Here is a 19479-nt window from a genome sequence, read left to right as displayed (position 1 = left end):
CGGCCCCCACCGTCACATCGGATTTCTATAGCGCGGGAATGTGGCTGAAATTGGGCGAAAGCGAAGTTTCGTTAACCAACTAATCCGTGTCTGCGCTGTCCTGCGTCTGCTCTTTGAGCCATTTGCAAAACGCAAGAAGGGGAGGGGGCGCTGGGCGATCATCAGGCCATACAAGATAGTAACTTCCGATGCTTTCGGTTGTCTTGTCAGAGGCAAGCACCAGTTGCCCGTCGCGCAGATAGGGCTGGGCCACAAAGGTCGGCAGGAGCGCGATGCCCAGCCCATGCAGCGCTGCTTGCGCCATCGTGGCGAATTGGTCAAACATCATGCCATGGGGTGGATCACAAGGGTGGCCTACGGCCTCAAACCACCGCGCCCATGCACGGGGCCGTGTCTCGAGATGAAGCAGGGGATGTGATAGCAGGCTGGCAGGCGCTTCAAACGGCGCCCCCACCAAATCGGGCGCACAGACAGGCACGACAGTTTCGGGCATCAAAGGCATGTACTGGACACCCGGCCAATCCTCGTGGCCAAAATGGATGGCCGCATCAAACGCGCTTGGCCCCAGTGCGAAGGGTTGCAAGCGCGTCGAAAGGTTCACCGTCACCTCGCGGTGCTCTGCGGCAAAATCTGACAGGCGCGGCGCCAGCCAATGCATCCCGAATGCAGGCAGGATCGCCAGTGTCAGCGCCCCTGATTGCGCATCCGTCGCGGCATTGACCGAGGCCTGCGCCAACCTTCCCAAAACTTCACGGACTTCGCGGACATATTCCGTTCCGGCCTGCGTCAGTGTTAGCCTGCGCCCCTGTCGCGCCATCAATTGTACTCCCAACTGGCCTTCAAGCGCCTTAATCTGACGGCTGATTGCGGACTGCGTCAATGACAGCTCTGTGGCAGCCTGAGTGGCACTCCCCAGCCGCGCACAAGCCTCAAAAGCGAGTAAGGCAGAGACAGAGGGTAAATAGCGACGTGGTGCGATCATGTATGATTAAAACTCATAGGTTGAGGAGTATGCATCGTTAGAACTTTCCCTCTGAATGTGCAATAAGGGCCTCAATAAACGCACTTCTCATCTCGAAAGGTAACGCCATGAACGCCGAAGCCCCTATTCTCAAAGCAAAAGACGCCCCCGATCTGGGTCAATTCGATTGGTCCGATCCCCTGCGCTTGAATGAGCAGCTCTCCGAGGATGAGCGGATGATTATGGAAAGCTCCCGCGCCTATGCTACGGAGAAGCTTCAACCTCGGGTCATCAATGCCTTCGCCAATGAAGAGACTGACGCAAGCATCTTCCGCGAGATGGGCGATATGGGTCTGCTGGGCGTCACAGTGCCAGAAGAATACGGCGGCCTCGGTGGTTCTTACGTCTCCTATGGTTTGGTCGCACGTGAGGTTGAGCGGATCGATAGCGGCTACCGCTCCATGATGTCGGTACAGTCCTCCTTGGTCATGTACCCGATCTACGCCTACGGTTCCGAAGCACAGCGCATGAAGTACCTGCCAAAGCTCTCCAGCGGGGAGTTCATCGGCTGTTTTGGCCTCACCGAGCCTGACGCGGGCTCCGACCCTGCGGGCATGAAAACCCGCGCTGTGAAAACGGCGAATGGCTATAAGCTGACAGGTTCGAAGATGTGGATCTCCAACGCACCCATCGCGGATGTGTTTGTTGTCTGGGCCAAGTCCGAAGAGCATGGTGGCAAAATCCGCGGCTTCATCCTTGAAAAAGGTATGAAGGGTCTGAGTGCGCCCAAAATCGGTAACAAGCTGTCCCTGCGTGCCTCGATCACCGGTGAGATTGTAATGGATAACGTGGAAGTGGGCGACGATGCACTGCTACCAAATGTTCAAGGTCTTAAAGGTCCGTTTGGCTGTCTGAACCGCGCACGTTATGGCATCTCTTGGGGTGTTATGGGCTCGGCCGAGTTCTGTATGCACGCTGCGCGTCAATACGGTCTGGACCGCCACCAGTTTAACAAGCCGCTGGCCCAAACCCAGCTGTTCCAGAAAAAGCTGGCAGATATGATGACCGAGATCAGCCTCGGCTTGCAGGCATCCTTGCAAGTGGGGCGCCTGATGGACAACGCCAATGCAGCCCCCGAGATGATTTCTATCGTCAAGCGCAACAACTGCGGCAAGGCGCTGGAAATCGCGCGCCATTCCCGCGACATGCACGGTGGCAACGGTATTTCAGGTGATTTCCAAGTTATGCGCCATATGATGAACCTCGAGACCGTCAATACCTATGAAGGCACGCATGATGTACATGCCCTGATCCTTGGACGTGCAATCACAGGTTTGCAGGCTTTTTATTGATTTCTTGCTTAAGATTGTGAGTTTGGAAAAGCCCGCGCCGTATAGCGCGGGCTTTTTTGTAGTGCAGAATCCTATTCGCGTGGAGCAGGTGCGCCGCCCTCAAAGTTGTTGCCATTGACGTAGTCACAAGGCTCCTCGCGCATTTCCAGATGCAGGCCATCGCCAGTGTAAGGGTGCGCCCGCGCCAGTGCCTCATCCACGTCGATCCCCAATCCGGGTGCTGTCGGTGCCGCAATAAAGCCGCCTTCGACGCGGATGCTGCCCTTGATCAATTGGTCATGGAATGGCGTCTCGATCGTCTCAGCCATCAGCAGATTTGGAATACTCACCGCTAGATGGATGTTGGCCGCCCATTCCACAGGACCTGCATACAGATGCGGCGCCATTTGCGCATTATAGACCTCTGCCATGGCAGCAACCTTTTTCATCTCCCAGATGCCACCTGCACGCCCCAACGCAGGCTGTAATATCGTCGCAGCACCACTGCGCAGGATTGGTGCGAATTCCGCCTTTGTGGTCAGGCGCTCGCCCGTCGCAATCGGAATGCGCACAGCCCCCGCAACCTTGGCCATCTCGGCCACATTGTCAGGCGGGATAGGCTCTTCATACCATAGCGGGCTATACGGCTCTAAAGCTTGCCCCAACCTGATCGCCCCCGCAGTGGTGAATTGCCCATGCGTCCCGAATAACAGGTCTGCACGGTCCCCCACTGCCTCGCGGATCGCTTTACAAAACGCCACCGACTGAGAAATATCACTCATTGCAGGCATATGCCCGCCGCGCCGTGTATAGGGGCCTGCAGGGTCAAACTTCACTGCCGTGTAGCCACGGTTCACTGCATCCAGTGCACTCTCTGCGGCCAATTCAGGTGAAGACCAGAACGCACCGAGGTCATGATGCGGCAAAGGGTAAAGATAAGTATAGGCCCGCACACGTGCATTCATCACACCGCCCAGAAGCGCATAAACAGGCCGCTCTCGGGCCTTGCCCAGAATATCCCAGCACGCAATTTCTAGCCCTGAAAAAGCTCCCATGACTGTCAGATCAGGCCGCTGCGTGAACCCTGCAGAATAGGCACGGCGGAACATCATCTCGATATTCTCCGGGTTCTCGCCCGCCATATGCCGCGCAAATACGTCCTCGATAACGGCGCGCATGGCGGTTGGCCCGACGGAGGAGGCATAACACTCTCCCCATCCGATAATTCCGCAGGCAGTCGTGACCTTCACCAGTATCCAGTACCGCCCACCCCAGCCGGGCGCAGGTGGCGCGGTAATAATAACGTCCAGATCCTTCAACTGCATCGCGTCACACCTCCCAAAAGTTTGCACCGTCCAAAAGCTTCTTTATTTTGCCGCTAAACTGCATCCCGTTCCATCAACCTACATTGACGGAACAGCGGACCTGTTCAACGGTCAAACAAAATCACATTCCGCCGCGCCGAGCCTGTCTTGGTATCTGCAATCGCCTCATTGATCTGGCCCAATTCCCAGCGGCCTGAGATCAGTTCGTCCAGCTTCAGCCGCCCTTGAGTATAAAGATCCACCATCCACGGAATATCACGCTGGATCACTACATCGCCCATTTTCGAGCCGACCATGCCTTGCCCGACGGCCGCCATCATTACAGGCTCATAGGTCGACATTTCCCCTGAATGAGGCATGCCGACCATAACCACTTTGCCGCCATAAGCGAGGTATCTGGGAGAGGTATCATAGGCAGGAATCGCGCCCACCGTCACGATTACAGCATCGGCACCGCGGCCCATGGCGCGTTTGGCTTCCGACCATGGCTTGGCGCTTGAGGCTAGAACACCGTCGGTCGCGCCAAACTCGCGGGCAATCGCAAGCTTTTCCTCACTCATATCCACGGCCACAATGCGCCGGGCCCCTGCAATGCGTGCGCCCTGAATTGCGTTGAGGCCAACACCGCCAGCGCCAATGACAACCACATCCTGACCCGCACGCAGGCCTGCCGCATTGACCACGGCTCCCACGCCGGTAATCACACCACAGGCAATAAGTGCGGCACATTCTTTGGGAATATCCTCACCGATTTTTACGACTTGCCGCTGGTCCACAACCACAGCTTCGGCGAATGCACCGCAAGCCATAGCCTGATGCAGCTTGCCGCCATCCGCAGTTCTGATTGGACCGTGATCGCCGTCGTAGGGGGTACTGCACAAGGTTGGCACACCGCCTGCGCACGACGGGCAGGTGCCGCAAGAGCGGATGAGCGTTACAATAACACTGTCGCCGACGGCAAGTCCGTTTACGCCTGCGCCCACTGCAGCGACTGTTCCCGCTGCCTCATGGCCATAGACCGCAGGCAGCGATCCGCCCCATGCCCCTTCGGCGAACGAGATGTCGGAATGGCAGATCGCTACCGCGTCCAATGTGACCTCCACTTCGCCCTGCTCTGGTGCGCGTAGGGTGATTTCTTCAATGGCGAGCGGGGCGCCAAATTCATGGCAAACAGCGGCTTTTATCTTTTTCATGGTTCATCCCTTTTCGTGTCAGATAAGAGGTTTGCGCAGATCAGACGTATGAACAACCCCTATTGCGCGGAGGCTTCACAACGTTGCGTCAGCTGCCCCGACGTGTCCCGATTAGAAGGGCGGCGAGGCCCATTGTGCTCAGTGTTGCGGCCAGCAAAAACGGTGCACCGGGCAGATAGATCGGCGCGTCTGCATCGGTGAATTGCGCGAATGTATAGGTCATGACCAAAGGCGACAGGATCATCGCCAAAGCCGAAGCCGAGGTGAGCGCCCCTTGCAATTCGCCCTGAGCATCATCGGCCACGCGTGCGGACATGATCCCTTGCAACGCAGGGGGGATGATCCCGCCGAATGCCGCAATAGGAGTTAGGATCAAAACCCACGTGCTTGAGGTGATCACGGCAATACAGATGAGGCTGGCGATGCTGAACAGATGGCCTGCAATGACTGTGCCGCGCTCGCCTAAGGCTTTGAGAACCGGGCGGATCAGCCCCCCCTGGATCAACGCCATAGCGATGCCGAAGAGGGCAAGCGACAAGCCAATGGTGGAAGGCGGCCAGTCAAAGCGTTCCTTGCCAAAGTAGGACCAGACCGCAGGATAGACTGCAAAACCAACGTAATAGATGAAATAAACAAGCAGGAGCGGCGTCACACCGGGGAGGCGGCCCAACGCACGCAATGCGCCCAAAGGATTTGCACGCCGCCAATCGAAGCTCCGACGATTGGCATCTGTCACAGTTTCCTTGAGTACAACCCAGCCGAACACCGCATTCGCTGATGCCAGGCCAGCAGCCATCCAGAACGGGGCGCGGGTTCCATACTCGGCCAGCAGCCCGCCCACAACAGGACCAATCACAAACCCTGCGCCAAAGGCGGCCCCCACAAGGCCAAAGCGTGCAGCACGCTCATGCGGTGCTGAGATATCGGCCATATAAGCCGTGGCGGTAGACTGCGTTGCTGCTGTAATCCCGCCGATCACACGGCCAAGCAGTAGAACCCAAAGGGCGCTTGCTAACGCCATCAGCACATAGTCTAGCGCCATGATCACAAGGGCTATCAGGAGCACAGGCCGGCGACCAAAGCGATCTGATAAGCCGCCCATGACGGGACCAAAAAGGAATTGCATCACCGCAAATGTTGTCGACAGGATCCCGCCCCATATCGCCGCCTCGGCCAGCGTACCACCGCCCACTTCCTGAATAAGATCGGGCATCACAGGGATGATCAGACCAATGCCCATGGCATCGATCATGACGGTCAGCATGATGAATATGATGGGAAGGCGCGAGATGCTAAAGCGCCTTTGCCCGCGCAACGAAAGCCATCGCTTCTTGAGGGGCGAGGCCCAGAGATTTCACGGGATCGAACAGTTCATCAGGTAGGTCAGGGTAGGCCGCGCGGGCAATGTCCTCTAGCTCTGCCCCTTCGTCTTGTGCCTGATGACACAGCGCCTTGGCTAATGCTTGCGCTTTGGGGCGTTGAACTTGTGCGGTCAAAGCAAAGCTCAGGGCCTCCGCATGTATCAAACCCAATCCGCCTTCCAATGTTGCGGCCATTTTTCCAGCGTTGGGAACCATACTGCTGCTCAGGGTTTTCGCATGCTGTAAAGCACAGGCCGTGCCGAGGGCGATTTGTGGCAGCACCATCCACTCAGTAAACCACGCCGCCCCATCGCGCTGGTGCAAGTGTTGTGTCGCAGGCGCGAGGGCTGTGCGCAGGCCCGTCATCTGGTGCCCAAGCGCTTGGAGCGCGGAAGGGCCAACAGGGTTCTGCTTTTGTGGCATCGTGGAAGAAGCACCTGCAGCGCCCAGCGTGACCTCACCTATCTCGCTACCGGTTAAGGCGATTAACGTGCCACCCATACGGGATAGTACGGAAGTTACTTGTACCAGCCAGTCAGCGATGCGCAGGATAGGGCCACGGTCCACATGCCAGCTGCGCATTGGATCGTTCAGCCCCAACCCTTTCGCCAAAGCGGCGCGGGTTTGGGCGGCATCAACGCCCAAAGCTGAGGATGTCCCAGCTGCACCAGACAGCGAGACGAGCAAAGAGGTTTTGCGCAAAGCAGGGAGCGCATCCGTCAAGTCGCACAATGCGTGGCCCCAATCCGCGATGACGGCACCCCAGCTGGTGGGGGTGGCCTGTTGCCCGTAGGTCCGTGCGGCCATGGGGGTGGTGCTGTGCGCTTTGGCTTGTGTCGCCAAGGAGGCAATGATTGTACGCAAATCCGCCTCGGCCAGCAGCAACAGCTGGCGCAGGCGCAGCATCAATCCGGTGTCGATGATATCCTGTGAGGTCGCCCCCCAATGCACAAATTGCGCATGTTCGGGGGCATTCATCTCGGCGCGAAAAGCAGCGATTAGGCCGGGAACACTCACGCCATTTTCACCTGTGGCACTTGCAATCGCACCGGGGTCGATCTGAATTTCCATTGTGGCGCGTTGGATCGCTTTTGCGCTGAGCTCAGGAATGACGCCCTGCGCCCCTTGGGCATGGGCAAGTGCGCCCTCAACCAACAGCATCGCACGAATGGCGGCGGTGTCCGAGAAAAGCCGTCCCGCCTCACCCGTCGGGAACAGATGTGCATAAAGGGGGCTGTCAAAAACGGATGCGGCCATCGGGGTGTCTCACTTCTTTGGTCAGTCTGACGGATGGGTCAGATATGGCCTACGCTTTTCAGAAAGTCACCCAAGACTTGTGCAAATTCTTCGGGCTGTTCGACACAAGGCAAATGCCCTGCGCGGCGGATAAGATGGAATTGTGAGCCAGGGATAAGATCAACGGTTTCACGCACCAGATCAGGCGGGGTGGAGCCATCCTCGGATCCTGCAATGCCCAGCGTCGGCAGGCGCAAGCCGCTGGTAGGCGTGTAGAAGTCCGTGCCCGAAATCGCAGCAGAGCAGCCCGCATAACCGTCGTCTGCCTGCTGCACCAGCATGTTGCGCCACAGTTCCAGCTCTGGCATTTTGCGGAAACCTTCCGAAAACCACCTCTCCATCACAGCATCGGCGAGGCTTTCGACACCATTCGCGTGCACTGCTGCGATACGCTCGTCCCAGAGGGCGGAATTGCCGATTTTGGCGGCTGTATTGCTTAGGACCATGGCACGGATCAGGTCTAGACGTTTGACGGCCAACCCTTGGGCGATCATGCCTCCGATGCTGAGGCCTACAAATACGGATTCCTTGACGTCCAAATGATCGAGCAGTTTTTCACAATCACTAATGAGCGAGCCCATCGTGTAGGGGCCGCTTGGCACGGTGGAGAGGCCATGCCCCCGTTTGTCCCAGCGGATGATGCGCAGGCCCGCGGGCAGCAGCGGCAGGATCGGATCCCATAGGCGCATGTCGGTGCCCAGAGAGTTGGCAAAGACGACTGTTGGCCCGTCATCGGGGCCATCCACGCGGAAGTGTATCCGCACGTCACCAGCATCGAAAATCTGCATTATGTCTCCCCCTTCAGGATCATATGCGCCATGATCTGACCGTGATCAGAGGCGAGTTTGTTGTACGGTGCCTCTGCATGGCTGCCGTCAGTCAAATGGTCGTTGAGAACGCTAAAGTATTCCATCTCGCCAATATTATCTGCAAATTCCGGCAGGAAATGACGTGACATATAAATCTGGTCGATGCTCTCAAAGACGCCGCCAAAGGCGGCGGTGTAGACCATGTCGCGCAGTGATTTACGTACAAAAAGCTTTTCGGCAGCGTGCAATCGCACGGCTTCGATATCTTCGGTGATCTGTTTGGCATCTTCTTCGGAATAGCGGTCGCCGCGATGCTCTGCATCATGGCGTAACATCCACTGATAGTTTTTGAACGGATGCTCGCCGCTGATGATCTCGCTGCTCACAGCATTCTCTGCATCATTGAAATCACCCAGAACCATGACGGGATTACCAGCATGCAACTCCTGCACAATCGCGCCGCGCAGCACCCAAGCCTCGGCCATCCGCCGCATGGCTGCCCGCGCAGCCCCAAGGGCGCGGCCCACGGGATCGTATTGGGTGAGGTCGACTTCGGGGGCATGGCCATCGTCATCGGGCCGGATAAACTCACCTAGTTTCGATTTGAGGTGGCAGTTGAAAACTGTGATGACTTGACCGCCCACGGGAATGCGCACTTTGAGGATCGGGCGGCTTAGACGCGAGATGCGGAAAAATCCGCCGTCCTCGCCGCCGTCAGAGAAGGGGATGTCCAGCGGTTGGCCCAAATCCTGAATGATCTCGGGCTCGTCTGCAAAGCCGAAGCGCGATAGGATCGCCACACCGGGGCGTCGATGGCCTGCTTCGCCGTCGTTCATATTAGGGGCAAAGGCCATCTCCGCCTCGCGGTAGTTGCCATAAGACAGCTTGTCGAAAATGGCGCGTTTGCGATAGCGTTTGGTGTCGTCGGGAAGAGAAAAGCCGTTCTGCGCTTCGCCGTATGTGTCGGCCAAGGTGATCACGTCGCTCAAGGTTTCTTCGTCGAAAACCTCCTGAAAACCAATGATGTCAGCGTCCAGCGTAACCATTTGATCGGCGAGCCAGTCGCGCTTCCATGCGTATTCTTCCGGCGTATAGGACTGGAACTGGTAGTATTCGCTGTCCGCGCTAATGAGGTTTTTGACGTTGAAACTGGCGATGGTAAAGTTTCTCATAACCGCTCCAACGCGCGGACAAACATGGCGGGGTCGACGTTACCGCCAGATAGGGTGACGAAGACATCGTCTCCTTGGATCTCGTCGCAGCGGTACAGCGCAGCGGCAAGCGCCGCAGCTCCGCCCGGCTCAACAACCAGTTTGAGGCGCAAAAAAGCCTGCGCCATTGCATCCAGCGCCTCATCGTCGCTGATCACAAGGGCAGGGCCGCAGAGCCGTTTCAGAATGGGGAAGGTCAGATCACCAGGTTGTTGGGTAATGATTGCATCACAAATACTGCCTGACTTGGCGGGGTTGCTCTCAATCTGGCCGGAGACCAGTGAACGGGCCACGTCGTCGAATCCCGCAGGTTCGGCGGGGCGCACGCGCAGGGAGGGGGCGTCGGTCTCGAGTGCCAACGCGATACCAGAAGTCAGACCGCCCCCGCCGCAACAGACAATCACATCGGCGTTTATGATGCCCCGTGCATTTGCATCTTCGGCTATTTCCAATCCAGTCGTCCCTTGGCCGGCGATCACCTCCGGTTCGTCAAAGGGTTTAACCAGGGTCAAGCCACGTTCTGCACTCAAGCGGGCACCAATCTCGTCGCGGGATTCAGTTTCGCGATTGTACAGAACAACTTCTGCACCGTACGCCTGCGTATTGATGATCTTTAGCTGTGGCGCATCGGACGGCATCACAATTACTGCTGAAGCGCCGTGCATTTTCGCAGCAAGCGCGACGCCTTGTGCATGGTTGCCAGAGGAAAACGCGATTACGCCTTTTGCACGGGTATCAGCATTGAGCGCCGAGAGAGCGCTATAAGCCCCGCGAAATTTGAAGCTACCTGTGTGCTGAAGGCATTCTGGTTTTACCCAGACACGGCGGCCTGCGATCTCATCGAGAAAGGCCGAATTGAGTAAAGGTGTGCGTAGCGCGTGGCCTTTGATGCGCTCCGCGGCGGCGCGGATCATTTCGATATTCATTGCATGTCTCCGATCCAGCGGCGCAGCGTGGCGATGGCAGTCGGTTCGTCCAGAAACGGGATGTGACCGCGATCGGGCACCGTAGCGAGGTGCATGTCCGTGCGCTTGATTTGCATCTCCATCACAGTATCGGCACTCAGCAGATTGGAATTGCGGCCCCAGATCAACGCGAGGGGCAGGCCCTTCATTGCCTCAAAGTAGGGCCATAGATCTGGCATCATCTGCTCACCCGCTGCCAGTACAGCATCGCGCAGATGTTTGTCATACGTAATGTGCAAGCCATCGGCATCCTGAGTATAATGCTTGCGCGCCTCTTCCAGCCAGCGGCCCTCAGGCATGTTTTTGAATTCTGGGAAGGCACGGGCCATTGCCGCGGCTGCCTCTTCATGGGTTTTGGCTGCCGGATCGCGCCCGATGTATTCTTTGATGAACACGATTCCTCGCGGTTCAATCACTGGCCCTACGTCATTGAGGGCCACACCCAGCAGGCGATGTTTGGCCCCCATGGCCAGTCCCATCGCGTTCAGTCCGCCGCGTGAGGTCCCAAGGATCGCAGCCTTCTCCAACCCCAGATGATCAAGCAATTCGGTCACATCGCGGCACTCGACAGGCAGGGAGTAGTTCTTCCAGTCAGGGTCGAAATCCGACTGCCCGCGTCCGCGGTAATCCATCTTGATCAGGCGGCAATCGCTTATGTGCGGGGTGACATAGTCGAAATCCGTCGTGGTGCGGGTGAGGCCAGCAAGGCAGAGAATGGGCAGGCCTTTTCCCTCATCCGTGTAGTAAATTTTCAGCCCGTCGGAGGTGGTAAAAAATGCCATTAGATGCCTGCCAATGCTGGTATGCCTGTGAGATCGTTTAGGGTATGCGCGGGTTTCCATGGCAGGCGATCCATCGGCTCGCCCCCACGGTTTACCCAAGCAGTGGTAAAGCCGTAGCCTGTTGCGGCTGCTGCATCCCAACCGTTGGAGGAGACAAAGAGGACTTGCTCCTTTGCGCAACCGAACTCGGCCCCGACAAGATCATAAACCCGCGCGTCGGGTTTGAAGATGCCCACACTTTCTACAGACAGGAGCGCATCAAGCACGCGGTCGATGTTGGCACTGTCCACCGCGCCGCGCAGCATTGCGGGGGACCCGTTGGAGAGGATGCCGGTGTTCAGACCTGCTGCTTTCAATGTTTGAAGCATGGCAGGGACTTCGGCATACGCACCCAATTCCCAATACAGCTGCAACAACCGTTCGCGCAATGCGCCATCGCCGTGGTGGCCCGTTTTCTCCAAGGCCCAGTCCAACCCTTCTTGCGTCACCTGCCAGAAATCGCAATGCGCCCCTGTCACGGCGCGCAGCCAGCTATAATTGAGCTGTTTGTTGCGCCAATGCTCGGCCAATTGCGGCCAGTCGTGTTTGATTGCAGCATAGTCGGGTTCTGAAGCGGCTTGTCGTGCAGCGGCGGCCACGTCGAACAGCGTGCCGTAGGCGTCGAAAATACAGGTGGTGATGGGCATTGCAGGCTCCACGTGGTGAGGGTTGTTATGTCGCACAGTTGCATGAGGCGGCGGAGTGGAAAAGGGTGAAATGGGGGTTGCGATTTGTGTCGCGTCTTGAAAAGGTGCGGCCATCAAATCGGAGCACCTGCGCAGATACGCGGCCTCCCGCACAATCCCCTGATCATATTGGAGACGACTTATGGCCGAAGTTAAGGCAGGCGACACCGTACATCTACACTACACTGGTACATTGCTGGACGGCACCACATTTGACAGCTCCGAGGGCCGCGATCCGCTGGCATTCGAAGTAGGCTCCGGCCAGATCATCCCCGGCCTTGACGTGGCGATCCCCGGCATGAAAGTCGGCGATAAGAAGATCGTGAAGATCGGCGCGGATGACGCCTACGGTCAAGCGAACCCAGAAATGCGCCAAGCGGTGCCGCGCGAAGGTATCCCTGCGGAAATCCCGCTTGAAGTCGGTATTCAATTGCAGATGCAGACACCTGACGGTCAAGCGATGCCTGTGACAGTCGTCGAAGTGGATGAAGCGACTGTGACACTTGACGCGAACCACCCGCTGGCGGGCAAAGACCTGCAATTCGACATCGAATTGGTGAAAATCGACGCAGCCTAAATGCTGGCTTCGTTCACTGAAAAATCAGACGCCGTTTGCCATGTCGCAAGCGGCGTCTTTTTTATGGGCGGGTGTAGAGGGTCGGGAACCAGTCGTCGCGCAGGCGCTGCCCTTGTTCCATATCGTGTCCGGGAAACGGCGGCGATGTCGCCCCGGGCCGCTGGGTATACCGCGCATCATCGCCCAACAGCCGCAATGAGAACGCACGTCGCCGAGCAGCGGCAGTGTTCCCGCGTGCGCCATGCAGAATGCCATAGTTGAACGCCACTGCATCGCCCGGCTCCATCTCCCATTCGCGAATATCCATGCCTTCCGCGTCTGGATCAGGCACGGGCATATAAGGCGCGGGATCAAAGAAAGGCTCGTTCTTGGCCCATTTCGTCGGCAGGACAGGTTTCTCCCACAAGTGTGAGCCTGCCACGCAGCGCAGGGTGGCATCCGTGACGGGGTCAAGCGGCGACCAGAAGCTCACATTCTGCTCGCCCTCAACAAAATAATACGGGCCGTCCTGATGCCACGGCGTCGCCATTGTCGTGCCCGGCTCTTTTACCAGCACATGATCGTGGAACAGTTGAACTGTATCAGATTGCATGAGATCTGCCGCGACTTCGGCGGCGGGGGAAGCTTTAATCACGTCGCGAAATTCGGGGATGCGTTGCCAGTTGCAGTAATCGTCAAAGAACAGACCTCTTTCGCCTGCCTTGTCGTTGTTGGAAGCGTAGGGACCAGGGCTGCCCAAATTACGCTCGATGCCAGCACGCAGAGCTTCAATATGATCTTTGAACAAGCCGCGCACGACGATAACACCGTCACGCTGATAAGTGTCGATGTCGAATTGGCTCAGCAACGGGTGTGGCATTAGGCTTTTTTGCGCAGTCGGATCACAACGTCAACAGAGGCGATTTCGGCCCCTTCAGGAGCGTCAGGGAGCTGTGCAATGACAAGTTGGTCGGCAGGAGCGTCTGTAAGCCGCGCCTCGTCCTCCCAGAAGAAATGCGGGTGATCGTGCGTGTTGGTGTCGAAATAGCTGCGCGAGCCATCAACAGTTACTTCTTGCAATAAACCAGCATCGCAGAACGCGCGTAAGGTGTTGTAAACAGTCGCCAAAGACACACTTTCAACTCCGTCTTTCGCCGCGTCAAACAGGCTTTCTGCTGTGACATGACGGTGCTGACCATCACCCACCAGCAACGTGGCAAGCGTCAAACGCTGGCGCGTCGGGCGCAGTCCCGCTGTCGCAAGCCATTTGGTTCCGGTTTCGAGCTGTGTGTCAGACATGATCCGCCTCTTTTCGAGTTCTCGCTAATATGGGGGGAATGATAGGCATTTTCAATTGAAAATGCTGCGGCAGATTGCACGTGGGTAGTTTAAGGGGGGATGCGTACATTGAAAACACGATTAATGCGAACGTCATAAGCACGGACCAACCCTTGCAGCTTCGCGCGGCACAGTGTTAGGTCGGGCGTGAAAATTTGCACCGCAGGAGAGACACATGGCAGACTATCCAACCAGCTTTGACAAAGAAGACTTGCTCAAATGTGCGCGTGGAGAATTGTTCGGTGAGGGCAATGCACAGCTTCCAGCGCCACCTATGCTGATGATGGACCGCATCACCGAAGTCTCTGCGGATGGCGGTGCCCATGGCAAAGGTCACATTGTGGCCGAGTTCGATATCACGCCTGATTTGTGGTTTTTTGAGTGCCATTTTCCAGGTAACCCGATCATGCCGGGGTGCCTTGGCCTTGACGGGTTGTGGCAGCTTACAGGGTTCAACCTTGGCTGGCGCGGTTGGCAGGGACGTGGCTATGCACTGGGTGTGGGCGAAGTAAAACTGACAGGCATGGTGCGCCCTGACCGCAAAATGCTGACTTACAAGATTGATTTCACCAAAGCGATCCAGACCCGTCGCCTGACGATGGGTGTCGCGAGCGGCACGGTCGAGGCAGACGGCGAAGTGATCTATCAGGTGACAGATATGAAAGTCGCGCTGAGCGAGAGCTAAACGCTAGATGCTTGCACCCTGACGCTACGCTGGCCTAAGAAGGGACAGGCAGGAACAGGGAGTGCTGGATATGCGCCGCGTCGTCGTTACAGGTTTGGGGATCGTCTCCTCCATCGGGAACAATGCAACCGAGGTAAAAGCATCGCTCAAAGCGGGAACAAGCGGTATTGTCGCCTCTGAGGAGATGGCCGAGCACGGATTTCGCAGCCGCGTTGCAGGCACACTCAAGCTGAAGCCAGCCGAGCTGATCGACAAACGCACCTACCGCTTTATGGGGCCGGGCGCTGCTTACGCCTATCTCGCAATGGGCCAAGCGATCGAGGATGCAGGTCTGGACGAGGATGTGATTTCCAATCCGCGCACAGGTCTGGTGGCAGGCTCTGGCGGGCCGTCTACTTCCGCCATGCTCACGGCGCATGAAGTTGTGAAGAGTTCAGGTGCGACCAAGCGGATCGGGCCGTTTGCTGTGCCTAAATGCATGAGTTCCACCGTGAGTGCGAACCTCTCGACAGCCTATAAGATCAAGGGCATCAACTATTCCATTACCTCGGCCTGCTCGACATCGCTGCATTGTATCGGCAATGCGGCAGAGCAGATTATGATGGGCAAGCAGGACGTTATGTTTGCGGGCGGTGGCGAAGAACTCGACTGGACCCTGTCATGCCTTTTCGACGCAATGGGCGCGATGAGCAGCAAATATAACGAAACGCCCGAACTGGCGAGCCGTGCGTTTGATCAGGACCGCGACGGTTTTGTTATCTCTGGCGGCGGCGGCATGGTGGTGCTTGAGGACCTTGAACACGCGCTTGCACGCGGTGCGAAAATCTATGCCGAAGTCACAGGCTACGCGGCCACGTCGGACGGTCACGATATGGTTGCCCCAAGCGGTGAGGGCGGCGAACGCGCTATGCGTCTGGCGCTCAGCACACTGCCTGAAGGCCGCAAAGTCAGCTATATCAATGCCCACGGCACATCCACACCCGTCGGAGATGTGGGCGAGATCGAAGCGGTCCGCCGCGTGTTCGGTCAAGGCTCCACACCGCCTGTAAGCTCCACCAAATCCATGACGGGCCATGCGCAAGGGGCGGCTGGCGCGTTGGAGGCTATCTTCTGCCTGCTGATGCTGGAGGATGATTTCATCACGCCCTCCATAAATGTGCAGACCCTCGACGAGCGTCTCGATCCTTCCGAGATTGCGACCACACGCGTCGATAACGCAGGGCTGGATTCTGTGATGACCAATTCCTTCGGGTTTGGCGGCACCAACGGATCAATGATCCTCTCGAAATATAACGGTTAAGGATCAAAGATATGACTGGCATGCTAAGCGGTAAGCGCGGGTTGATTATGGGCGTCGCGAATGAGCGCTCCATTGCGTGGGGCATCGCAAAAGCGATGGCAGAGGCGGGGGCAGAACTGGCCTTTACCTATCAGGGTGAGGCCTTTGGTAGCCGCCTCAAGCCGCTGGCCGAGAGTGTCGGATCGGATTTCATGGTCGATGTCGATGTGACAGATGATGCATCGCTGGATACGGCGTTCGAGCAGTTGGGCGCACGCTGGCCCACGATTGATTTTGTTGTGCATGCCATTGCTTTCTCGGATAAATCCGAGCTGACAGGGCGCTTTCTGAACACCTCCCGCGCGAATTTCAAACACACGATGGATATCTCCGCCTACAGCTTTATCGAGGTGGCGCGCCGTGCCCATCCGCTGATGACCGAGAATGGCGGCACGCTGCTGACGCTGACCTACCAAGGTTCCAATAAAGTCGTGCCAAACTACAACGTTATGGGCGTAGCTAAAGCGGCGCTGGAATCAGCAACCCGCTACCTCGCCAATGACCTCGGGCCTGACGGCATCCGCGTAAACGCCATCTCGCCGGGTCCGATGAAGACACTGGCTGGGGCTGCCATCGGTGGTGCACGCAAGACCTATAAGCACGCAGGCGCCAACGCGCCGATGCGCGAGAATGCGACACTTGAGGCCGTGGGCGGCACGGCGGTCTATCTTGCCTCTGCCGCAGGCGCTTGTACCACGGGCGAGATCATTAACGTTGATGGCGGCTATCACGTGCTGGGGATGCCGCAGGCGGAGAATTTGTAAAGGATCGGGCAGCGAAAGAGCGCCAAAACGCTCAACAACTGATTAGGTTTTGAACGGGGTTTCTGGTGGCGGAAAATGAATTGTTTTGAGGCTACGCCAAAAACGAGAGTCTTTGGAAATTCTCTGAATGGTCGCTGTGCCGGACGAAGCTGCCGTTCATAAGTGACCTCTCAAGGGCCGCTTCCAATCAGTCTTCTGTCGTTATGCGCCCAGAGTTCTGGTGCTTCGTTGGCTCGGCGGCAGGCGCTTCGTATTTTTCATCGTCGGCAACGCGCACTCAAGGATACAAATCCTCGCGCCGATCATTGAGATGGGATAGTGATTTGCGCACCTGGGAAAGATGATCCTTGGAAAGATCCGCGAAGATCAACTCCTCGTTGCCTCCAGCGCGCGCCAAATCGATGCCGTCTGGCCCCGTGATGCAGGAAAGCCCGCAGTATTCAAACACACCCTCGACACCAACGCGGTTGGCATAGGCGACATAGATTTCGTTTTCCTCGGCGCGGGCAGGCACCACCCGTGTCGCGACCCCGATGTAGGGCAGCATATTCGCAGTAGGGACCAGAACGGCGTCCGCACCTGCCAGTGCATAGGCACGGACCAGTTCGGGAAACTCGACATCATAGCAAATGGCAAGCCCAAAGGACCAATCGCCAAACTGTACCAGTGGGGACAGTGTGTCAGCGGCACTAAACGCCGCGCGATCCACGTCGCCAAACAGATGAGCTTTGCGGCAAATCGAAAGCACGGCGCCTGAGGCGTCGATGAAGGCGGCGGAGTTGAACACCTGCTCGCCGTCCGCTTCAGGAAAACCGCAGAGCACGCCGATGTCGTGACGTGCTGCCATCTCTTGCAAGCCTTGGACCATCGCGCCATTTCGTGACTGTGCCAGTTCCCGGATCCGGTCGGCGCCAATGTTATATCCACTGAGGGCCATTTCCGGGAAGATAATCAGATCCGTTCCGCCCGCCTTCGCATTGGCGCAGATCTGGTCGAACAATGCTGTATTTTCCGCAATGCTGCGGTCAACGGAGTTCATTTGGTAGATTGCTATGCGCATGATGTCCTCGGGGGTTGGGTTCGGTAGTGGCCTGTTGCTTCAAATGCGCAGGCCAGCGCTAAAAGGGCGCTGTCAGTATAGGCGCGCCCAGCAAAGGTTAGCCCGACTGGCATTTGGATGTCGTGCATCACCCCCATTGGGACGGTGACGGTTGGAATGCCCAGATGGCGGATCGCAAGATTGCCATTCGCGACCCATGCTCCGTTGCGCCACGCAAGGTCGGCAGAGATGGGGTTTATATCTGCGTCAGCAGGCCCAACGTCAGCAACAGCGGGGAAAATGACCGCATCAAGGCCGAGATCATCCATCCAATTCTCGAGGTCGACGCGCCGTGTTTCTTCAAGCCCGCGCAAGCCGCCTGCCAGTGTCAGGATGTCTAAAAAGCTATCGCGTGGGTTGGCACGGGCATGTGCAGGGTAGTCTGCGATATGATCCTCAAAATCCGTATAACGATCGGGTAAGCTCCCATCTGGCGACGGAAAGATTTTGGTCCCGTCAACATCGGCCAAACAGGACAAGTTCGGATCGCCATTGGTTTTCAGGAAATCATCCCAAGCCCAGACCGAAAGATCGGTGATTTCGTGACGGAGGTAGTCTTTGGGCAGCATCCCGCGCGTGCCGATGGTTGGCGCACTTTCGCGGTCACCCTCATAGTTGGAAACCACTGGAAAATCGACAATGACTACTTCGGCCCCAGCCTTTTCAAGAGCCTGCCGAGCCGCATTCCACAGCGTAATGATGGAGGCGCGTGTGTCAATTTTTTGGCCAGTCGATCCTCCAATGCCATGGGTCTTGGTGGTGTCTGCATCTGCGTCTTTGTTGATATACATTGCGGGCACGCCGAACCGCTTGCCGCTCAGAGAGGTGTCAGCCAAGGCGCGGTATGACGCGGGGCGGACTTGCGACGCGCGCGGCAGGGTTACCCACGGCTGGCAGCGCCAAAAATCGCCACGTGGGTCAGGGTCATCTTTGACCACAATATCCAAGACCTCGAACATATCCGCCATGCAGCGCGTCTGCGGCACGACGACGTCCATGGTTGGGACCAGCGGCCAGTTGCCGCGCACAGAAATCACACCACGGCTGGGGGTATAGGCGCATAGCGCGTTGTTGGATGCGGGCGCCCGACCACTTGACCACGTTTCCTCGCCCAAGCCAAAGGCGGCAAAGCTGGCGGCCGTCGCGGTGCCAGACCCGTTCGACGACCCCGAGGCGAAGGCGGCTGTCAGATAATCGGCGTTATACGGCGATTCCGCACGTCCATAGAGACCGCGTTGCATGCCGCCATTGGCCATTGGGGGCATATTGGTAAGCCCCAACATGATCGCGCCAGCCTTGCGCAATTGCGCAATCGCAAATGCGTCATCGTTTGCTATCAGATCCGCAAAAGCAGGCGAACCGGCAGCGACCGTCAGCCCTTTTACTTTATAACTGTTCTTGGCGGTGTAGGGGATGCCATCAAGCGGCCCACGGGTTTCGCCGCGTTTCCTGCGCGCGTCAGACGCTTCGGCCTCGGTCATTGCTTGAGGATTTAACACGGGCACGGCATTCAGGCGGGGGCCGTCGCGGTCATATTTCTCAATACGATCTAGGTATGCACTCACGAGACTGGCGCTGGTGATCTCGCGGTTCTCAAGGGCGCGACGAAGGTCTGCGATCGTGGCCTCAACGACGTTCATAATTCGCTACTAAAAGGTTCGACAAACAACCCTGTTTTCGAATTCCGCAACTTGTATCGTTTGGAAAAGGTCATTCCATTTATCCTCCGTCAAAAGGAG

General features: G+C 57.4%; 19 protein-coding genes. 5 read left to right on the top strand and 14 right to left on the bottom strand.

Going from position 1 to position 19479, the window contains the following annotated elements:
* Positions 1 to 79: 79 nt before the first annotated feature.
* Positions 80 to 982: a LysR substrate-binding domain-containing protein gene (locus Q0775_RS03815; protein ID WP_298858009.1), complete on the bottom strand. Its 903-nt coding sequence runs from the start codon at positions 980 to 982 to the stop codon at positions 80 to 82.
* Positions 983 to 1089: 107 nt separating this feature from the next.
* Between Q0775_RS03815 and Q0775_RS03810 the strand changes: the two genes are divergently transcribed.
* Positions 1090 to 2313, top strand: coding sequence for an acyl-CoA dehydrogenase (locus tag Q0775_RS03810; RefSeq protein ID WP_298858008.1), 1224 nt, complete (start codon positions 1090 to 1092; stop codon positions 2311 to 2313).
* Between the two features lie 71 nt (positions 2314 to 2384).
* Here the strand turns inward: Q0775_RS03810 and Q0775_RS03805 are convergent, their stop codons facing one another.
* The 9 genes from Q0775_RS03805 to Q0775_RS03765 all read right to left on the bottom strand — a co-directional run bounded on the left by Q0775_RS03805 (position 2385) and on the right by Q0775_RS03765 (position 11920).
* Entirely contained in the window at positions 2385 to 3617 is a 1233-nt protein-coding gene (locus Q0775_RS03805) for a mandelate racemase/muconate lactonizing enzyme family protein (protein WP_298858007.1), read from the bottom strand.
* A gap of 104 nt (positions 3618 to 3721) precedes the next feature.
* A complete protein-coding gene (locus Q0775_RS03800) occupies positions 3722 to 4810 on the bottom strand; it encodes a zinc-binding dehydrogenase (protein ID WP_298858006.1) in 1089 nt (362 codons plus the stop codon).
* Between the two features lie 88 nt (positions 4811 to 4898).
* Positions 4899 to 6062 carry a TCR/Tet family MFS transporter gene (locus tag Q0775_RS03795; protein WP_366863056.1) on the bottom strand — a complete coding sequence of 388 codons (1164 nt, stop codon included), beginning with the start codon at positions 6060 to 6062 and terminating at the stop codon, positions 4899 to 4901.
* Positions 6063 to 6102: 40 nt separating this feature from the next.
* Complete coding sequence (locus Q0775_RS03790) at positions 6103 to 7428, bottom strand: lyase family protein (protein WP_298858004.1); 1326 nt, start codon at positions 7426 to 7428, stop codon at positions 6103 to 6105.
* Between the two features lie 38 nt (positions 7429 to 7466).
* Positions 7467 to 8255, bottom strand: a complete 789-nt coding sequence (gene pcaD / locus Q0775_RS03785) for a 3-oxoadipate enol-lactonase (protein ID WP_298858003.1) — start codon at positions 8253 to 8255, stop codon at positions 7467 to 7469.
* Positions 8255 to 9448 (bottom strand): endonuclease/exonuclease/phosphatase family protein, encoded by a 1194-nt coding sequence (locus Q0775_RS03780; RefSeq protein WP_298858002.1) that lies wholly within the window; start codon positions 9446 to 9448, stop codon positions 8255 to 8257. The genes pcaD and Q0775_RS03780 overlap by 1 nt, the downstream gene beginning before the upstream one ends.
* Entirely contained in the window at positions 9445 to 10413 is a 969-nt protein-coding gene (locus Q0775_RS03775; protein ID WP_298858001.1) for a threonine/serine dehydratase, read from the bottom strand. The genes Q0775_RS03780 and Q0775_RS03775 overlap by 4 nt, the downstream gene beginning before the upstream one ends.
* Positions 10410 to 11234 carry an alpha/beta hydrolase gene (locus Q0775_RS03770; RefSeq protein ID WP_298858000.1) on the bottom strand — a complete coding sequence of 275 codons (825 nt, stop codon included), beginning with the start codon at positions 11232 to 11234 and terminating at the stop codon, positions 10410 to 10412. The genes Q0775_RS03775 and Q0775_RS03770 overlap by 4 nt, the downstream gene beginning before the upstream one ends.
* On the bottom strand, positions 11234 to 11920 hold the full coding sequence (locus Q0775_RS03765) for a haloacid dehalogenase type II (protein ID WP_298857998.1): 687 nt from the start codon (positions 11918 to 11920) through the stop codon (positions 11234 to 11236). The genes Q0775_RS03770 and Q0775_RS03765 overlap by 1 nt, the downstream gene beginning before the upstream one ends.
* A gap of 181 nt (positions 11921 to 12101) precedes the next feature.
* On the opposite strand from Q0775_RS03765, the gene Q0775_RS03760 reads away from it, so the two are divergent.
* On the top strand, positions 12102 to 12536 hold the full coding sequence (locus Q0775_RS03760; RefSeq protein WP_298857997.1) for a peptidylprolyl isomerase: 435 nt from the start codon (positions 12102 to 12104) through the stop codon (positions 12534 to 12536).
* A 61-nt stretch (positions 12537 to 12597) separates the two neighbouring features.
* On the opposite strand, the gene Q0775_RS03755 is transcribed toward Q0775_RS03760, so the two are convergent.
* Together Q0775_RS03755 and irrA are read right to left on the bottom strand one after the other, a co-directional pair.
* On the bottom strand, positions 12598 to 13395 hold the full coding sequence (locus Q0775_RS03755) for a phytanoyl-CoA dioxygenase family protein (protein ID WP_298857996.1): 798 nt from the start codon (positions 13393 to 13395) through the stop codon (positions 12598 to 12600).
* The gene (gene irrA / locus Q0775_RS03750) at positions 13395 to 13814 is read right to left on the bottom strand and encodes an iron response transcriptional regulator IrrA (RefSeq protein WP_298857995.1); all 420 of its coding nucleotides are present in this window, start codon (positions 13812 to 13814) and stop codon (positions 13395 to 13397) included. Before irrA ends, Q0775_RS03755 begins: the two co-directional genes overlap by 1 nt.
* A 214-nt stretch (positions 13815 to 14028) precedes the next feature.
* On the opposite strand from irrA, the gene fabA reads away from it, so the two are divergent.
* The 3 genes from fabA to Q0775_RS03735 all read left to right on the top strand — a co-directional run bounded on the left by fabA (position 14029) and on the right by Q0775_RS03735 (position 16641).
* Positions 14029 to 14538 (top strand): bifunctional 3-hydroxydecanoyl-ACP dehydratase/trans-2-decenoyl-ACP isomerase, encoded by a 510-nt coding sequence (fabA, locus tag Q0775_RS03745; RefSeq protein ID WP_298857994.1) that lies wholly within the window; start codon positions 14029 to 14031, stop codon positions 14536 to 14538.
* A gap of 70 nt (positions 14539 to 14608) precedes the next feature.
* Complete coding sequence (gene fabB / locus Q0775_RS03740; RefSeq protein WP_298857993.1) at positions 14609 to 15838, top strand: beta-ketoacyl-ACP synthase I; 1230 nt, start codon at positions 14609 to 14611, stop codon at positions 15836 to 15838.
* A gap of 11 nt (positions 15839 to 15849) precedes the next feature.
* Entirely contained in the window at positions 15850 to 16641 is a 792-nt protein-coding gene (locus Q0775_RS03735; protein WP_298857992.1) for an enoyl-ACP reductase, read from the top strand.
* A gap of 277 nt (positions 16642 to 16918) precedes the next feature.
* On the opposite strand, the gene Q0775_RS03730 is transcribed toward Q0775_RS03735, so the two are convergent.
* The gene (locus tag Q0775_RS03730) at positions 16919 to 17701 is read right to left on the bottom strand and encodes a carbon-nitrogen hydrolase family protein (protein WP_298857991.1); all 783 of its coding nucleotides are present in this window, start codon (positions 17699 to 17701) and stop codon (positions 16919 to 16921) included.
* On the bottom strand, positions 17692 to 19380 hold the full coding sequence (locus Q0775_RS03725) for an amidase (RefSeq protein WP_298857990.1): 1689 nt from the start codon (positions 19378 to 19380) through the stop codon (positions 17692 to 17694). The genes Q0775_RS03730 and Q0775_RS03725 overlap by 10 nt, the downstream gene beginning before the upstream one ends.
* Positions 19381 to 19479: the final 99 nt, after the last annotated feature.

This window comes from uncultured Sulfitobacter sp. (genome assembly GCF_947499945.1).
GTDB lineage: Bacteria > Pseudomonadota > Alphaproteobacteria > Rhodobacterales > Rhodobacteraceae > Sulfitobacter.
This window is presented reverse-complemented; position numbering and strand designations above follow the sequence as displayed.

Coding starts and splice junctions, on each gene's coding strand:
- Q0775_RS03815 (WP_298858009.1), bottom strand. CDS start 982: ATGATCGCACCACGTCGCTATTTACCCTCTGTCTCTGCCTTACTCGCT.
- Q0775_RS03810 (WP_298858008.1), top strand. CDS start 1,090: ATGAACGCCGAAGCCCCTATTCTCAAAGCAAAAGACGCCCCCGATCTG.
- Q0775_RS03805 (WP_298858007.1), bottom strand. CDS start 3,617: ATGCAGTTGAAGGATCTGGACGTTATTATTACCGCGCCACCTGCGCCC.
- Q0775_RS03800 (WP_298858006.1), bottom strand. CDS start 4,810: ATGAAAAAGATAAAAGCCGCTGTTTGCCATGAATTTGGCGCCCCGCTC.
- Q0775_RS03795 (WP_366863056.1), bottom strand. CDS start 6,062: ATGATCGATGCCATGGGCATTGGTCTGATCATCCCTGTGATGCCCGAT.
- Q0775_RS03790 (WP_298858004.1), bottom strand. CDS start 7,428: ATGGCCGCATCCGTTTTTGACAGCCCCCTTTATGCACATCTGTTCCCG.
- pcaD (WP_298858003.1), bottom strand. CDS start 8,255: ATGCAGATTTTCGATGCTGGTGACGTGCGGATACACTTCCGCGTGGAT.
- Q0775_RS03780 (WP_298858002.1), bottom strand. CDS start 9,448: ATGAGAAACTTTACCATCGCCAGTTTCAACGTCAAAAACCTCATTAGC.
- Q0775_RS03775 (WP_298858001.1), bottom strand. CDS start 10,413: ATGAATATCGAAATGATCCGCGCCGCCGCGGAGCGCATCAAAGGCCAC.
- Q0775_RS03770 (WP_298858000.1), bottom strand. CDS start 11,234: ATGGCATTTTTTACCACCTCCGACGGGCTGAAAATTTACTACACGGAT.
- Q0775_RS03765 (WP_298857998.1), bottom strand. CDS start 11,920: ATGCCCATCACCACCTGTATTTTCGACGCCTACGGCACGCTGTTCGAC.
- Q0775_RS03760 (WP_298857997.1), top strand. CDS start 12,102: ATGGCCGAAGTTAAGGCAGGCGACACCGTACATCTACACTACACTGGT.
- Q0775_RS03755 (WP_298857996.1), bottom strand. CDS start 13,395: ATGCCACACCCGTTGCTGAGCCAATTCGACATCGACACTTATCAGCGT.
- irrA (WP_298857995.1), bottom strand. CDS start 13,814: ATGTCTGACACACAGCTCGAAACCGGAACCAAATGGCTTGCGACAGCG.
- fabA (WP_298857994.1), top strand. CDS start 14,029: ATGGCAGACTATCCAACCAGCTTTGACAAAGAAGACTTGCTCAAATGT.
- fabB (WP_298857993.1), top strand. CDS start 14,609: ATGCGCCGCGTCGTCGTTACAGGTTTGGGGATCGTCTCCTCCATCGGG.
- Q0775_RS03735 (WP_298857992.1), top strand. CDS start 15,850: ATGACTGGCATGCTAAGCGGTAAGCGCGGGTTGATTATGGGCGTCGCG.
- Q0775_RS03730 (WP_298857991.1), bottom strand. CDS start 17,701: ATGCGCATAGCAATCTACCAAATGAACTCCGTTGACCGCAGCATTGCG.
- Q0775_RS03725 (WP_298857990.1), bottom strand. CDS start 19,380: ATGAACGTCGTTGAGGCCACGATCGCAGACCTTCGTCGCGCCCTTGAG.